This is a genomic window from Mycolicibacterium hippocampi (genome assembly GCF_010723735.1).
Lineage (GTDB): Bacteria > Actinomycetota > Actinomycetes > Mycobacteriales > Mycobacteriaceae > Mycobacterium > Mycobacterium hippocampi.
Genome location: NZ_BLLB01000002.1, coordinates 1,703,955 through 1,719,222 on the forward strand (window position 1 = coordinate 1,703,955; position 15,268 = coordinate 1,719,222).

The 15,268-nt window shown below is 67.9% G+C and carries 14 protein-coding genes and 2 pseudogenes; 10 read left to right on the forward strand and 6 right to left on the reverse strand.

Annotated elements, in window-relative coordinates:
• Nucleotides 1-8: 8 nt before the first annotated feature.
• A complete protein-coding gene (locus tag G6N53_RS09355; protein WP_163895672.1) occupies nt 9-803 on the forward strand; it encodes a transglutaminase-like domain-containing protein in 795 nt (264 codons plus the stop codon).
• Here the strand turns inward: G6N53_RS09355 and G6N53_RS09360 are convergent.
• On the reverse strand, nt 796-1,971 hold the full coding sequence (locus tag G6N53_RS09360; protein ID WP_163888227.1) for a N(5)-(carboxyethyl)ornithine synthase: 1,176 nt from the start codon (nt 1,969-1,971) through the stop codon (nt 796-798). The genes G6N53_RS09355 and G6N53_RS09360 overlap by 8 nt on opposite strands.
• A gap of 206 nt (nt 1,972-2,177) precedes the next feature.
• Between G6N53_RS09360 and G6N53_RS09365 the strand changes: the two genes are divergently transcribed.
• The 5 genes from G6N53_RS09365 (at nt 2,178) to G6N53_RS09380 (ending at nt 5,362) form a co-directional block, all read left to right on the forward strand.
• A complete protein-coding gene (locus G6N53_RS09365) occupies nt 2,178-3,377 on the forward strand; it encodes a fatty acid desaturase family protein (RefSeq protein ID WP_163888228.1) in 1,200 nt (399 codons plus the stop codon).
• Between the two features lie 87 nt (nt 3,378-3,464).
• Entirely contained in the window at nt 3,465-3,623 is a 159-nt protein-coding gene (locus G6N53_RS29860; protein ID WP_205390339.1) for a DUF6307 family protein, read from the forward strand.
• A gap of 7 nt (nt 3,624-3,630) precedes the next feature.
• On the forward strand, nt 3,631-3,828 hold the full coding sequence (locus G6N53_RS09370; protein ID WP_163888229.1) for a hypothetical protein: 198 nt from the start codon (nt 3,631-3,633) through the stop codon (nt 3,826-3,828).
• Nucleotides 3,829-3,861: 33 nt separating this feature from the next.
• Complete coding sequence (locus G6N53_RS09375; RefSeq protein WP_163888230.1) at nt 3,862-4,569, forward strand: GAF and ANTAR domain-containing protein; 708 nt, start codon at nt 3,862-3,864, stop codon at nt 4,567-4,569.
• A gap of 34 nt (nt 4,570-4,603) precedes the next feature.
• The gene (locus tag G6N53_RS09380; RefSeq protein WP_163888231.1) at nt 4,604-5,362 is read left to right on the forward strand and encodes a GAF and ANTAR domain-containing protein; all 759 of its coding nucleotides are present in this window, start codon (nt 4,604-4,606) and stop codon (nt 5,360-5,362) included.
• Here the strand turns inward: G6N53_RS09380 and G6N53_RS09385 are convergent.
• On the reverse strand, nt 5,359-6,159 hold the full coding sequence (locus tag G6N53_RS09385; protein WP_163888232.1) for a GAF and ANTAR domain-containing protein: 801 nt from the start codon (nt 6,157-6,159) through the stop codon (nt 5,359-5,361). The genes G6N53_RS09380 and G6N53_RS09385 overlap by 4 nt on opposite strands.
• 51 nt (nt 6,160-6,210) lie before the next feature.
• Nucleotides 6,211-7,845 (reverse strand): fatty acyl-AMP ligase, encoded by a 1,635-nt coding sequence (locus tag G6N53_RS09390; RefSeq protein WP_163888233.1) that lies wholly within the window; start codon nt 7,843-7,845, stop codon nt 6,211-6,213.
• Between the two features lie 638 nt (nt 7,846-8,483).
• Between G6N53_RS09390 and G6N53_RS09395 the strand changes: the two genes are divergently transcribed.
• Nucleotides 8,484-10,856 carry a CocE/NonD family hydrolase gene (locus tag G6N53_RS09395; RefSeq protein WP_163888234.1) on the forward strand — a complete coding sequence of 791 codons (2,373 nt, stop codon included), beginning with the start codon at nt 8,484-8,486 and terminating at the stop codon, nt 10,854-10,856.
• 20 nt (nt 10,857-10,876) lie between these two features.
• Here the strand turns inward: G6N53_RS09395 and G6N53_RS09400 are convergent.
• From G6N53_RS09400 to G6N53_RS30155, 3 genes and pseudogenes are all read right to left on the reverse strand, one after another.
• Nucleotides 10,877-11,267 (reverse strand): annotated as a pseudogene (locus G6N53_RS09400) (PIN domain-containing protein).
• A gap of 97 nt (nt 11,268-11,364) precedes the next feature.
• Nucleotides 11,365-11,517 (reverse strand): annotated as a pseudogene (locus tag G6N53_RS09405) (type II toxin-antitoxin system VapB family antitoxin); the annotation flags it as partial.
• A gap of 126 nt (nt 11,518-11,643) precedes the next feature.
• Nucleotides 11,644-12,447 (reverse strand): DUF2293 domain-containing protein, encoded by an 804-nt coding sequence (locus G6N53_RS30155; RefSeq protein WP_163888237.1) that lies wholly within the window; start codon nt 12,445-12,447, stop codon nt 11,644-11,646.
• Between the two features lie 247 nt (nt 12,448-12,694).
• Between G6N53_RS30155 and G6N53_RS09415 the strand changes: the two genes are divergently transcribed.
• From G6N53_RS09415 to G6N53_RS09425, 3 genes are read left to right on the forward strand one after another with little or no spacing between them, the layout of a single operon-like run.
• Complete coding sequence (locus G6N53_RS09415) at nt 12,695-13,828, forward strand: glycosyltransferase (RefSeq protein WP_163895674.1); 1,134 nt, start codon at nt 12,695-12,697, stop codon at nt 13,826-13,828.
• Complete coding sequence (locus tag G6N53_RS09420; protein WP_163888238.1) at nt 13,825-14,844, forward strand: glycosyltransferase; 1,020 nt, start codon at nt 13,825-13,827, stop codon at nt 14,842-14,844. The genes G6N53_RS09415 and G6N53_RS09420 overlap by 4 nt, the downstream gene beginning before the upstream one ends.
• A gap of 19 nt (nt 14,845-14,863) precedes the next feature.
• Complete coding sequence (locus G6N53_RS09425) at nt 14,864-15,256, forward strand: hypothetical protein (RefSeq protein ID WP_237166467.1); 393 nt, start codon at nt 14,864-14,866, stop codon at nt 15,254-15,256.
• The last annotated feature ends 12 nt before the right edge of the window (nt 15,257-15,268 follow it).

Below are 15,268 nucleotides of genomic sequence, written 5' to 3' on the forward strand. Positions count from 1 at the left end.
AGCGACGGGTGGGGGCAGAGCTCGAGGTCGGTATCACCGCGGCGACGACGCTGGAGTTCCAGATCGCCGTCGCGCCGCACCCCAACACCGAGGTGTGGGAGTCGCTGTCGTTTGTTCTGGACGGACGACCGTTGCAGGCCCGAGAGATCAGCGGCACCCACGGCAACCGGATCCACAAACTCAGCGACGTCCCGCCCGGGCGGCTCTCGGTCGGCTACTCGGCGACCGTCATCGGTCACACCGACCCGGCCCCGGTCACCGAGTACGACCTGTCGATGTATCTGCGACCCAGCCGCTATGCCGAGGCCGACAAGTTCTACGGTTTCGCCGCAACCGAATTCGGCAGCTACATCGATTCGGCGAACCTGCTCGCGAACGTGTCCTCCTGGGTCGGCGAACGGCTGAACTACGTCCCGGGGTCCAGTGACCCCATCGACGGGGCGGTGGACACGATGCTGTCCGGCGCCGGGGTGTGCCGGGACTTCGTGCATCTGGTGGTGGCGCTGTTGCGCGCGGTCAACGTGCCCGCCCGCGCTGTCTCGGTGTATGCGCCGGGGCTGTACCCGATGGACTTCCACGCCGTCGCCGAGGCGTTCGTCGACGGGCAGTGGCGGGTGGTCGACGGGACCCTGCTGGCGCCCCGGCAGTCCCTGGTGCGCATCGCCACCGGCCGCGACGCCGCCGACATCGCCTTCCTGACCAACCACGACGGGGCGATCACCCTGGACTCGCTCGTGGTGAGCGCCGTCGTCGACGGCGATCTTCCCAGGGACTCGATGGATCAGCTGGTGTCGATCACCTGAGCCGGTGCGGGTAGGTCTCGTCGCGGTGCTGGAACGACAGGATGGCGGGGTTGAGCACCACACCGTCGCGGATCTCGATGGCCCGCGCCAGCGTCGGGGTCTGCTCCCAGGTCGCGGGTCCGGCCAGCAGCGTTTCCAGGTGCGGCAGCAGCGCCTCGCTGATCTCCCAGGTCGCCGAGTTATACAGGTACGACGGGCTGTGGTCGACGGCGTAGTACTGCACGCCGTTGGCCATCTCGATGACCGGATCGGTGAACGAGGTCGGGCGGGCCCAGTCGAACCCCATGCCGAGGTCGCAGGACACGTCGATCACCAGGCTGCCGGCACTGAACGATGCCAGCTCCGCCTCGGTGACGAAGACCAGCGGGGATTCGGGGTCCTGGAGGACGCAGTTGACGACGATGTCGAACTCGGCCAGGAAGTCCGCGACCGGCATCCGCCCGTCCGGGGTGTCCGCCCAGATCCGGTCGGGGTGGTCTGGGTTGGGGGTGTCTGCGGCGCGTCCCATCTGCACCATCTGGGTGGAGTGGATCGGTGACGCGACGGCAGCGACGTCGCGGTTGGTCAGCACGTGCACCTCGTCGACACCGTGGGCGTTGAGGCCGGTGACGGCGCCGCGGGCGGTCGCGCCGAACCCGATGACCGCAGCACGCAACCGGCGGCCGTAGCTGCCGGTGATCCCGGCCAGCGCCATGGCGTGCAGCACCGAGCAGTAGCCGGCCAGTTCGTTGTTCTTGTGAAAGACGTGCAGGCCGAACCCGCCGTCCGACTGCCAGTGGTTCATCGCCTCGAACGCGATCAGCGTCAACTGCCGGTCGATCGCGACCTGGGTCAGCGCGGGATCCTGCACGCAGTGTGGCCAGCCCCAGATGGTCTGGCCCACTCGCATTTCAGCGAGGTCCTCGGCCTGGATCTTCGGCAACAGGACGACGTCGCAGTCGGCGATGAGCTGCTCACGGGTGTGGATGCCGGCGACCAGGCCGGCCAGGTCGTCGTCGGTGGCGCCGAACTGTGCGCCGTACCCGTGCTCGAGGAAGATCTGCTGCTGGATGCCGGGTTCGATCCTGCTGAGATGCGCCGGATGGATAGCCAGTCTACGTTCATTGGGCTTGCGGGAGTGCGCCAGCACACCCAGTGAAAGCCGTTGTGGTTCAGCGCTTCGTGTCATGACGCCGACCCCCTCGACTTGGGCCCCGGTTGGTCCCGACCTCATGACCTTACAGGTCGCGTTGACGCATGCAGTCGACCTCATTAACCTGGAAGCAACGCCGACGAGCTGCCGTCGTCAACCGATATGGCTGGTGGTCCGCACTCCCTGGGTTCCACCACGAGCCCGCACCCTTTATCGCCCGGACGGACCGACAGGACACTGCATTGGCCATCGCCGACATCGCTGCGTACTCGCATCTGACCGAGGCGGAGATCGAAGCCTTCGCCAACGATCTGGATGCCCTGCGCTGTGAGATCGAGGAGTCACGCGGCGCCGCGGATGCCGCCTACATCCGGCGCACCATCAAGTTCCAGCGCACCCTCGACGTCGCCGCGCGCCTGCTGATCGGTTGCACCCGGTCCCGCACCGGTTGGGCCGTGGGAACCGCGGCGCTGGCCTACGCCAAGTCCATCGAGAACATGGAGATCGGCCACAACGTCGGCCACGGTCAATGGGACTGGATGAACGATCCGGAGATCCACTCGACCACCTGGGAATGGGACATGGTCGGGGTGTCGTCGCAGTGGCGATACTCGCACAACTACCGCCACCACGTGTTCAGCAACATCGTCGGCGTGGACGACGACCTGGGTTTCGGTGTCATCCGGATGACCCGGGACCAACCGTGGAAAACCGAACACCTGTTTCAGCCGCTGCGTAACCTGTTGCTGGCCAGTATCTTCGAGTGGGGAATCGGCCTGCACGGCATTCACTCCGAGCGTGACCGTCTGCTGCCGGACCGCGAAAAGGTCGTCCAGGCAAGAAAGTCCTTCGCCGGCAAGATCGCCCGGCAGTCGGTCAAGGACTACGTGTTGTTCCCGGCGCTGAGCCGGTCGCGCTGGCGCCGCACCCTGGCAGCCAATGCGGCGGCGAACCTGCTGCGCAACTTCTGGGCATACGCGGTGATCTTCTGCGGGCACTTCCCCGACGGTGCCGAGAAGTTCACCGCCGACGTGCTCGACAACGAGACCCGCGGCGAGTGGTACCTGCGTCAGATGCTCGGTGCCGCCAACTTCAATGCCGGCCCGCTGCTGGCGTTCTCCAGCGGCAACCTGTGCTACCAGATCGAACACCACCTGTTCCCCGACCTGCCGAGCAACCGGCTGGCACAGATCGCGGTGCGGGTCCGCGAGCTGTGCGACAAGTACGATCTGCCTTACACCAGCAGTTCGCTTGTGCACCAGTACTTTCTGGTGCTGCGCACGATCCACAAGCTGGCCCTTCCCGACCGGTTCCTGGTCGCCACCAGTGACGACGCGCCCGAAACCGCTTCCGAACGCAAGTTTGCGGGCAGTGCCCGTGGCGGTTCGGCGGGGGGTCTCCGAACGGCATTGCGTGAGCGGTCACGCAAACGCCGGTGCTGACACCGATTGTCTGGCGAGGGCGTACCGTTAACGGTATCGGGCAGCTCGGTTCCGAGCGAACATGCCCGACTAAGAAGGAATTTCACCATGGCTGCACCAACTCAGATCCGATCCCCTTATGACCGGCGGGTCGAACTCGTCAAGGACACCATCAAGGATCACTCCAAGCTCGGAGACAAGGCCGCGGGCGAACTCGCCGTGCACGTGCTGCACACGCTGAACACGATTCCCGAGACGGTGCGCTGAGTCGCGCATGACGGTCACCGTGACGCTCCCCGACGGCCGCACCGATCAGTACATGCGGTTCGGTGACAGCTTCGTCAAACACCATGACGGCAGCCTTGACGTGGTGCGTGGCGGTGCCCGGCAGCCGTTCAGCTACGCCATGGGTGAGTGGACGCACGTCGAAGGCGATGAGAAGAGATGGAAGAAGCATGGGTTCTGGGGCTGACGGGCGCGCGGGCGGGAACCGGATCGGTTGAAAGTGGCGATCCGTGAACAACTTCTGGCTGCAGTCGACGGCCGGTGCGGCACAGACGCCGCCGACCGGCTCTGTGAGGCGTGTGTGCTGCTGCTCGACATCGACGCGGCGGCGATCTCACTGGTGTTCGACGGCGCCAACACCGGAACGCTGGGCTCCAGCAGCCAACATGCCAGGGAGTACGACGAACTGCAGTTCACCCTCGGCGAGGGGCCGTGCCTGGAGTCGATCTCCCGGCGGGCGCCGGTGCTGGTCACCGACCTCGCCGACCCGCGCGACAAGCGCTGGCCCATCTACGGCCCCGCGATGCTCGATCTCAAGATCCACGGCGTGTACGCCATGCCGGTGGTGGTCGCCGGTGAGTACGTCGGCGCTTTGGACTTCTTCCGGGTGTTGCCGGGCAAACTCGCCGGCGGTGAGCTCACCGGGGCGATCGTCGCCGCGGAGCTGGCCGGGATCCCGCTTCTCGATCTGCTGGACTCCGACATGAAGGCTGCTGCGAGCGACCCGGGCAGCAACGCGTGGACCGAGCTGAACACGCTGTCACGGGCGGAGGTCAGCCAGGCCACCGGCATGCTGGTGGCACAGTTGCACATCGAGCCCGCCGAGGCGCTGCTGCGGCTGCGGGCCCACGCCTATGCGACCGGCCGCGCCGCCACCGAGGTGGCCCGCGACATTCTCGAGCGCCGACTCAGGCTGGAGTCCGACTGATGGGTGGCGTACCGATGCTCAGGATGGAGGGCGAATGACTGACACTCCGCGTGAAACCCAGGTCCTCGACGCGGTGGTCACACTCGTCGACAGCGTGCTCGTCGATTTCGACGTGATGGACCTGCTGACCGAACTCACCGAGCGCTGCGCGCATCTGCTCGATGTGGCCGCCGCCGGCTTCCTGCTCGCCGACCCGTTCGACCGGCTGCACCTGCTCGCCGCGACCACCAAGCAGGCCCGCGACCTGGAGCTCTTCCAGCTGCAGGCCGACGAGGGGCCGTGCGTGGAGTGCTACGCGAGCGGCCACCTCGTCTCGGTTGCCGACCTGACGGCCGAAGCGCAGCGCTGGCCGCGGTTCGTGCCCGCCGCCCTGGACGCCGGGTTCACCTCGGTGCACGCCGTCCCGATGCGCGCCGCCGGTCTGGTGCTGGGTGCGCTCGGCCTCTTCGGAACCGCGCCCGGTGAACTAAATGACGCCGACGTCCTGGTCGCTCAGACCCTCGCGCACATCGCGTGTGTGGCGATCCTGCAGGGGCAGGCGCCCACACCGTCGACGGTGCTGCCACAACTGCGCTCCGCGCTGGCCAGCAGGGTGGTGGTGGAGCAGGCGAAAGGGTATCTACGAGAGGTCCTCGATATCTCGGTCGAGGAGGCCTTCACCGTGCTGCGCGCCTACTCGCGCGCCCGCGGCGAACACCTCACCGAGGTCGCGCGGCGGCTGATTACCGACCGTCATTCGCGGCCAGTGCTGATTGCCTCGATCACCGAATTCGTCTCGTCGACAACACGTTAGGGGCGGTGCCGGGCCTTGGCCCGGCGCACCGCCTCGTCCACCAGCCGTTCGGCGATGACGACCAGCTTGACGTTTTCGGCCTGGCTGGTCCGCTTCAGCCGCTCGATCGCCTCCTCGGCCGTCGCGCCTGTGCGACTGCGGACGATGCCGATCGCCTGATCGATGACGGCGCGGCTGCCCAGCGCGCGCTGTAGATGTTCGGTTCGCTCTCGGGCGCTGGCGAGCAGTTCCGCGTTGTGCACCGACACCGCGGCCGTCGCGGCGAACTGGGAACCCAGCAGCACCGCATGATCACCGAAGGCATCGCGGGCGCGGGCATAGGTGTTGATCGCCCCGATCACCTCCTCACCGACGATCAGCGGCAGGGACAGCGCTGAATGCACGCCCATCCGCGCCACCCTGCCGCCGAAATGCGGCCAGCGATCGTCACCGCCCAGCGAACCGCTGACGGTAGCCCGCCCGGTCTGCATACAGGTGATGCACGGGCCTTCGTGGAGCTCCTCGTACTGTGCGGTGTCGATTTCTTCGACGAACTCCGCGGTGGCTGCACATGCCTGCAGACGAGGCACGACGTGCTGGGGCTGTAACAGCGCAACGCTGGCCCCGTCGACTCCTGGAACGGCGTGTGCGGCGAACTGCGCCACGTCGCTGACCAGTTCGCTGACTTCGCGGGCGCCTGCCACCAAACCTGAGACGCCCCTCATCCCAGCGTTCAGGTCGCTCTCGTCGGCTTCCCGTCGAGCGGACGAAAGTTCGTCATGGCGCACCCGGCCGGGTTGCGCGTCGTAATCAGGCATCAGCCCTGGGACGATACCCCTCTCGCGCGGCGACAAAACGGTGCTGTTCGGTCAGCTCACCAGTGAGAGTGCGTGCGCCCGCCGCAGCTTGCCGGACGGGGTCTTGGGGATGGTGCCCGGCGCGAGCACCACGACGTTGCGGGGCCGCACGTCGACCTCGGCGAACACCTCGTGGGCGACTTGCCGCTCGACCCGGCGCACCTGGGCCTCGTCGGCGTAGTCCTTGCACTCCACCGCCACCGCGAACGTCTCCCGGGACCGACCCGCGTCCAGCCGCACCGCGACCGCGCACCCTGGCCGCACCCCGGCGACCCTGCTGGCAGCACGTTCGATGTCGGTCGGGTAGATGTTGCGGCCGGCCATGATGATGACGTCCTTGAGCCGGCCGCAGACCACCACGTCGCCGGCCTCGGTGAGGTAGCCCAGGTCGCCGGTGTCGTACCAGCCCCGTTCGTTCTGGGCGGCGATGAATCCGCCGACCGTGGTGTATCCCCTGGTGACGGGTTCGCCGCGGACCTCGATGACACCGACGCCGCGGGCGTCGAGTTCGCCACCGTCTTCATCGACGACCCGCAATTCGAGGCCGTGCAACGGCTGGCCCAGCACGACCAGCCGGCGGGTGTGGCCCTTGGTCGCCGGCACCGCGCGGTGCAGCACGGCGAGCAGGTCGGCGTCCACCTCGTCGACGACCATGCCACCGCCACACTCGGAGAACGACACCGCGACCGTCGTCTCGGCCATGCCGTAGGCCGGGATGATCGCCTCGGGCTTCAGGCCGAAGGGTGCGCCGGCCTCGCAGAGATCCTCGACGTCGAGCGGGTCGACCTGCTCGGCTCCGGACAACGCCCACCGCAGCGAGGACAGGTCGAACTCGCCGGGGGTGGCCTGGCGGCGCAGACGTTTGGCCAAAAGGTTGTAGGCGAAGTTCGGGGCGGCCGTCATGGTGCCCTTGTACTTACTGATCAGCTTGGGCCACAACAAGATATCGCTGAGGAAGTCCATCGGCGTGACCTTCACCAGCTCGGCGCCGTAGTACATCGGCACCGTCAGGTACCCGGTCATGCCCATGTCGTGGAAGCACGGCAACCAGGAGACGATCACGTCGGTGTTGATGTCGAAGTCGCAGCCGACGGTCATCGCGTCGGCGTTGGCGACGATGTTGGCGTGGGTGATCTGCACGGCCTTCGGGGAACCGGTGGAGCCGCTCGTCAGCTGCATCAGCGCGACGGCGTCGTCGTCGGTGTCGACCGGTTCGATCGGGTCGGCGGCCAGTAGGTCCTCGATGGTCAGCACCGTCATCCCCATGCCGGCCAGCACCGGTGCGGCGGCCATGAACGGGTCGGAGATGACGACGGCCCGGGCCGCGATCATGTCGATGACGGCGGTGGTCTCTTCAGCCCAGCGCACCAGGTCGGTGCGCGGTGTGGGCTGGTGGACCATGGTGGCGCTGGCGCCACGCATCCAGATGCCCTGGGCGGTCGGTGCGATCTCGACCGGCGCGCCGGCCAGCACGGCGACGGCGTCACCGGGGCCGATGCCCGCGGCCGCCAGTCCACCGGCTACGCGGCGAGCCCGTGCGTGCACCTCGGCCCAGGAATGGCGCACGGGTGCGTGCGGCTCGCCCGTGATCAGGCCCTTGGTGCTGCTTTGGGCGTTGGCGTACATGGTCTCGGTAAATCGGCTCATGGAAGCCCCTAACACTTCGGCGCGCAGGCGCCTGTGATCTGTGCCCTTGGCCCGCGAAAAAGTTGCTGGTGCGTCAGGGATTGCGCGAGCCGCTGGAGTTCGACCGCCGCGGGCTGGTGGTGAGCCGCGGTAATGCCAGACCTCCTCGGTTCCCCAGACGGTTCCCGATCCAGTCGGATCGGGGGTCGCGAAATGTCAGACGGGCTGACTGTACCGGCTGGACCGGATAAGGCCAGCCAGGCACGTCCGATGTACCACTGATCGTTACGACCTCGGAAACGTTGCGACACCAAACCCCCACTGGGGCGCACACCGGGAATGGTCGGCTGACGTCGCACACTCGGCAGGGACAAGACGTCGCCACCGTGACGTATCCGTTAGGGCTGAGAGCCAACCCTGCTAAACCATACCGCGTCGGTCCAGAGGCGCCTGCATCCCCGGTCGACGTTGCCGAATCGCGACGTCGGCGCGGTCCCGACAACGTGGTAGTTCGCTGGATGCCACTCCAGGCCATGAATCCGTCGCCCGAGGCGCGGTGTCGGCGCGGATTCCGCAGCGTAGACGATGCCCAACTGACTCATCGGTAAGAAATTCGCAAAGCCCGGCCGAGGGTCGGTTGGCCACGGTAAGAGTTGGCCATGGGTGCGGGGGCATATGTGGGTCGAGTGGGCGGTCTGTCGGTGGCACTGGGAATCGGTGCGGCGATCGTCATGGGGGCGGGTTCGGCCGCGGCCGACGACGATGCAGGCTCCTCATCAGCCACAACATCGTCCGTGTCGTCTTCAGCGTCCTCGGGGGAGGCGTCGTCGACGCGGTCGAAGTCCCGCGAAACGAGGGACTCAGCCGACGACTCCGACACCGACGACGATGACGCCTCCGAGCGGGACGCACCCGAGCCGGAGCGCGACGCAGACGAGGACGACTCCGACGTCGCAGATGAGGTCGAGGACGTCAAGGACAGGGACCACGAAGCGCCTGTCGAGGAAGCCGAGGAACCGGCCGACGAACCCGAGGTGGTGGTCGCCGAGGAGCAGCCGGCCGAGGTGGTCGACGAAGAGCCGCTGGTCGCCGAAGCCGCGCCCGTGGTCGCCGAGCAGACACCACCCGCCACCGAAACCGCCACGGAAGCCGAAACCGAGCCAGCCGAGCCCGTCGAGGTCGTGACGACGGAGCTGTCCACCGTCACCACTGAAGAAGCAGCGGACGACACCGAGGCCCCCGTCGCCCCGGCGGTGACCTCGCTGGTGATGTCGCTGGTCGCGGCCGGTCGGGAGCTGACGGCCGAGTCCGACGCCGAGCAGGGCACCAGCCTGGCGGTGGCCGCCGCCGAGCAGTACCCGATCCCGACCGACGTCGAGATCATCGAATGGACACCCCCGTTGGAGTGGCTGCAGCGGATCCCGGTGCTCGGGCCCCTGGTGGTGACGCCGCTCGTCGGGCTCGCCCATGTGATCCCGTTCGTCGGCGACGTCATCCACCCGGTGATCGGCTTCCCGATCGACCACCGGGCTCCGGCGGGCACCCCGGCGCCGCGCAGCTTGCTGGTCAGGTCGTTCGACGGTGCCAAGATCTTCGTCAACTTCATGCCGGCCGAGGGGCTGGAGGCGGGGGAGCAGGCGCCGACGGTGCTGTCCGGCTCGGGGCTGGGGCTGCCCGGTTCGACCACGCTGGAACTGGAGGTCGACAGCTTCCTGCCCAACGACGTCATCGGCATCGGCGCGCTGCGCGGGGCGGGCTACAACGTCGTCACCTGGGACCCGCGCGGCGAGTGGCGCTCCGATGGCCGGATGCAGTTACAGTCACCGGATTTCGAAGGCCGCGACGTCTCCCACATCATCAGCTACCTGGCGACGCTGCCCGAGGTCGCGCTCGACGGCGTGAACGATCCGAAGCTGGGCATGGTGGGCGCGTCCTACGGCGGCGGCATCCAATTGGCCACGGCGGCAATCGATCACCGGATCGACGCGATCGTGCCGACGATCGCCTGGAACAGCCTGACCGAGGTGTTGTTCCCCGACGAGTCGGTGCGCAGCGGTTGGGGCACGCTGCTGAGCGCGGTGCTGGTCGCCACACTGTCGCGGCCCAACGAGCGGATCCTGCCCGCGGCGATCGTGGGCATCCTGACCGGGCAGGTGGCGCAGTCGGACCTCGACCTGCTCAACGACCGGGGCTACGCCGACCAGATCGGTGACATCACCGCGCCGACGCTGCTGATCCAGGGCACCGTCGACACGCTGTTCACGTTGGGGCAGTCCGACGCCAACGCGCTGGCGCTGATCGAGGCGGGAACCACCACCAAGGTGCTGTGGTACTGCGGCGGCCACGGCACCTGCCTGAGCGACTTCAACGACGGCGAGGTCGTCATCGGCCGGACGCTGGACTGGCTGAACAGGTACGTCAAAGGCCAGGATGTGGACACCGGCCCGCAGTTCGAGTGGGTCGACCAGAACGGCGACTGGTTCTCCTCGGACAGCTATCCCGCGCCGGAGTCGATGACATCGGTGACGGCGGTGCGCACCGATCGCCGGACGATCGCCTACATCCCGTTCCTCGGCGGTTCGGGACCCAACCCGTTGGTCATCACCAGGGGACTGGTGCCGGCACTGCTCGGCGTGCCGTCGGCGACGTGGGCTTTCAACGCGGTGAACCTGCAGGTTCCCGATGCCACCGAGACGACGCACATCGTCGGCGCACCGGAGCTGACGCTGACCTATTCGGGCAATGGCAACGCCGAGCACGTGTACGCCCAGATCGTGGACGACAGAACGGGTTTGGTGCTGGGCAACCACATCACGCCGATTCCGGTCGAACTCGACGGGCAGACGCGCACGGTGACGATCCCGATGGAGCAGATCGCACACACGCTGGCGCCGGGGCAGTCGGTGACGGTGCAGGTCGTCACCTCGGCGTTCAACTTCCTGAACTTCTACTCCTTTGGCGCCATCACCGTGGAGGGAATGTCGGTGCGGCTGCCGACGCTGGCGGCTGAGCAGGCGGTGGCGGCTGCGTAGCTGTCGGCGCGGCGCAACGCTCAGGGCTGGGTGTCGGCAGGGACCACGCGGCGCACGGCGACATCGGGTAGGTGGCGCTCGGCAAGTTCGTAGTCGGCGTCGTCATGGAGCACCACCAGTCCGCGGGCAGCCGCGGTCCCGCATACCAGCAGATCCACAACCGACAGCGCCCGCGTCGCGCCGACGCTTGAAAGCCGGTGCTGCGCCGAATCGATCCACCGCCACACGGATTTGGCGACGGGCACATCCGGGTAGACGTCGCGGAACATCTGGTTCATCTCATCGAACTCGTCGGCGTTGCGGGCAGATCGACGGAACTCGGCACGCTGCGGTTCGCACGAGCCGACCGCGCCGCTGGCCACGGGGGCGCTCCATACTTCGGTGAGTTCGGGTTGTCGCTGCAGCCGCCAGACCGCCGACGAATCCACCAGGAACTGGATCAATTCCCGACGGCCTTCTCATCGGCCCGCGCAGCGCGCCAGCCGTCGTAGTCCCACGCCTTCGCTTGTTCGCGGGTACGGGCGAGTGCCTCGATCCGCCGGAAGCGGTCCACGTAGTCCCGCATGGCGAGGTTCACGGCCTCTTTCTTGGTGTGTACCCCGGCCAGCCGCATGACCTCGGCCAGCGCTTCGTCGTCGAGGTCGATCTGCGTCACGGACACTGCGCCTCCAATGTTGGCGATGTTGGTACCGAGCATATATTGCCAACATTCGCGGTGCGTTGAGACTGCGCTCACGGCGGGGTTCACTCGCATTTTGCCGCCCTGGACGCAGTGTCAACGGCGGGGTCAGTCCAGGTTGACGACGCCGGCGCGCCAGGTGTCGAGGACCGCGTCCACGCGGTCGCGCACCCGGTGGCGGGCGTCGTCGCGGAACTTCTCGTCCACCGCGGCGCGACGCGCTTGATCATGTGAGCGGCGAACCGCACGGGCGTCGGCGTCCTCGAGACACTGCTGCGCAGCCTGCTCGATGGCCTCGTTCTCGGCCAGAATGCCCTGGCGTTCATAGTGTTTGCGGCGCAGGCTCCAGAGGACGACGACGGCGGACAGCCGGCTGGCCTTCTTGGCCCGGCGGGTCAGGGCGGCGTCTCCCGAGGGCAGGAAAACCAGGTGCCCGAGGTCGGCGCAGTCGAGGCACAGCGGCCCGGCCTTCGTCTGCAGGAGTAGATCGCCGTCCTCGCCGCAGGAGGCGCAGGTCCAGGAACTGAGGGCTGCGATCACGGTCAGTTCGCGGGAGCGCTTCTTCGGTGCCGCGGGCGCGGGGTGGTCAGCGGCGGCCCAGCGGGTGCGGAAATCGCGTTCGGCCGCAGCCTCGCCACCGTCGGTGAACTGCAGATCGCCGTAGTCGGTGTCCCATGGCTGCAGGCCGCGGTCCCGGGCCCAGGTTTCCAACGCGGCGAGGACGGCGGCGGTCTTGTCGGCGTCGACCTGGACGCACCGGTCGAGTGAGCTGACCCGGCCCCGCTGCCAGCGCTCGACGTTGGGCTGTGCCAGCCAGCCGAGGCCGATCAGGACGTCGATGGGCGTGACGAACTGCTGCTCGGCCAGCGTCGTCTCAGCGATACGGGCGATGCGCGTCTCCATACGTGCCATGACGCGCCTGAGACTAGCTCTGCGGTCCGACAGATGAGGGCGCCCTGGTTGCGGCCTCAACCTGGGACTACGGGTGTAGACTGGAAAACAGCTGGTACTCCCAGCAGTCCGGTTTAGGTCAGTTTCTGCGCTGTCGCGCTGATCTTCCCGAGTCTTCACATACGCCGGTCAAGCCGGTGGCAACAGCCCAGTCGGGATAATTTTGAATGCTCCATCGTTAGTCAACCATTTGGCCGCTCCCTTCGGGATGCAGAGCTTTTCCTACCTGCCGAGCTTCGGCATCCTCAGCACCTACGCGCCGACAGCCTGCGGGCTGGCCACCTTCAGCGCGGCCCTGGGCGGCGGGCTGTCGGACAAGGGCGTCGACGTCAACGTCGTCCGGATCTCCGACGGCACCCCGTCCGACAGCCCCAAGGTGGTCGGTGAGCTCGTCAACGGCTCCGCGCCGTCCGTCGCGGCGGCGTCGGAGCTGCTCAACCGCAACGATGTCGCCGTCATCCAGCACGAGTACGGCATCTACGGCGGTGCCGACGGAGACGAAGTCGTGCAGATCATGAAGGGGCTGCACATCCCCGCGATCGTGATCGCCCACACCGTGCTCAAAGATCCGACACCGCACCAACGTTCGGTTCTCGAAGAGGTTCTGACACTCGCCGACCAGGTGGTGGTGATGTCGGAGTCGGCGCGGGAGCGGCTGTATGCCGGATTCGCCGTCGACCGCCGCAAGGTCACCGTCATCCCGCACGGCGCGGCGCTGCCCACCACCACTGCGCTGAAGCGTTCGGGCCGTCCGACCATCCTGACGTGGGGGCTGCTGGGCCCGGGCAAGGGCATCGAGCGGGTCATCGACGCGATGGCGTCGCTGAAAGAGCTTCCGCATCAGCCGCAGTACCTGATCGCGGGCCGCACGCACCCGAAGGTGCTCGCCGCCCAGGGTGACGCGTATCGCGAAGGGCTCATCGCGCAGGCCCAGCGCCTCGGCGTGGCCGGCGCGGTGTCCTTCGACGCCAGGTACCGCACGCCCCAACAGCTGACCGCGCTGATGCAGGCCGCGTCCGTCGTGGTGCTGCCCTATGACTCGAAGGACCAGGTCACCTCCGGCGTGCTGGTCGACTCCATCGCCAGCGGGCGGCCGATCGTCGCCACCGCCTTCCCGCACGCGATCGAGTTGCTCGGCAGCGGCGCGGGCACCGTCGTCGGTCACGACGACCCCGACGCGCTCGTCGATGCGTTGCGCCGGCTGCTCAACGACCCGCGGGTGGCGGGCTCGATGGCTTCACAAGCCCGGGACCTGGCTCCGGCGATGGCGTGGCCCGTCGTCGCGGGCGCCTATCTCACGGCGGCGCAACGGCTCGTCGCGATCCGGTTGGCGGCAGCATGACCGACATCGCGCTACCCATCTTCACCCACCTGCTCGCGATGACCGATCACCGCGCCACCTTCGAGCACGCCTGCCTGTCCGAGCGGCGTCGGGAGCACGGTTACTGCACCGACGACATGGCAAGGGTGCTCGTCGTCGCCACCCGCGAGCCCGACGCGCCGGGGGTGCTGAACGGCCTTGCCGGCAAGGCGTTGACGTTCCTGAACGAGGCGCAGTCCTTCGACGGCGCCTGCCGCAACCGGATGACCAGCGGGGGGCACTGGACCGACCAGCCGAGCACCGATGACCACTGGGGCCGGACGGTCTGGGGACTCGGGACCGCCGCCGCCCACAGTGACGTCAGCATGGTGCGCCGGCTGGCCGTGATCCAGTTCGACCGCGCCGCCGAGGCCAGGTCGCCACATCCGCGGGCGATGGCGTTCGCCGCGATCGGTGCCGCCGAACTCCTGACCTTCGACCCGGGGCACGCCACGGCGCTCAAGCTCCTCACCGACTACGTCACAGGACTCCCCGAACCGACGGACGACGCCGAATGGCCTTGGCCGGAGCCACGACTCACCTACGCCAACGCGGTGCTCGCCGAGGCGATGATCGCCGCTGGGGTGGCGCTGGACGACGAGGCGCTGCGCCGGAGAGGCCTGGACCTGTTGGAATGGTTGCTGAACTACGAAACCGCCGATGGGCACCTCTCGCCCACCCCTGACGGGGGCCGGGGACCCGGCGAGGCCAGGCCGGCGTTCGACCAGCAGCCGATCGAGGTGGCCAGCCTCGCCGACGCCTGCGCACGCGCCGCGACCGTCGACCCGCGCCCGCTCTGGCCCGAGGGCATCCGGTCTGCCGCCGCATGGTTCCAGGGCGACAACGACGCCGGACTACCCATGTGGGACCCGGAGACCGGCGGCGGCTTCGACGGATTGCACGCCGACGCGGTGAACCTCAACCAGGGCGCCGAGTCGACGCTCGCCGTGATCGCGACCTTGCAGCAGGCACGGCGCTTTTCTCCTGTCCCGCACTGATGTCCGAGCCGAGGTCGCGATGAGCACCAGACGCCGACACGGCCTCACTGAGCTCGTCGTGCACATCGGCGCGGGGTTCGTCGCGAAGGAACGCCCCCACGTGCGGGAGGCGTTGTCCTCGCTGCGGCCGCATCTGGGCCGATCGGCCAACGACGTGAGCGTCGAGGTGTCGTTGCAGGACCGCGGCCGCAGGGAGCAGCGTGTGACGTTGCGCACCACACTGCCCGGCCGCCCGCCCCTGGTGGCGGTCGCCGCGGGCGCCGACCTCACGCGCGCCCTGCACGAGGCCAAGAACGAGCTGATCCGGCATTTGGAGCACTTGAGAACGGTGCGCCAGCCGATGCACAATCGCCGGCTCACCGGCAGGACCACCCGCCATCCGGTGGCCGCGCCGCCGGAGCCTGGGGCGTAGTCGCCAGGCGTT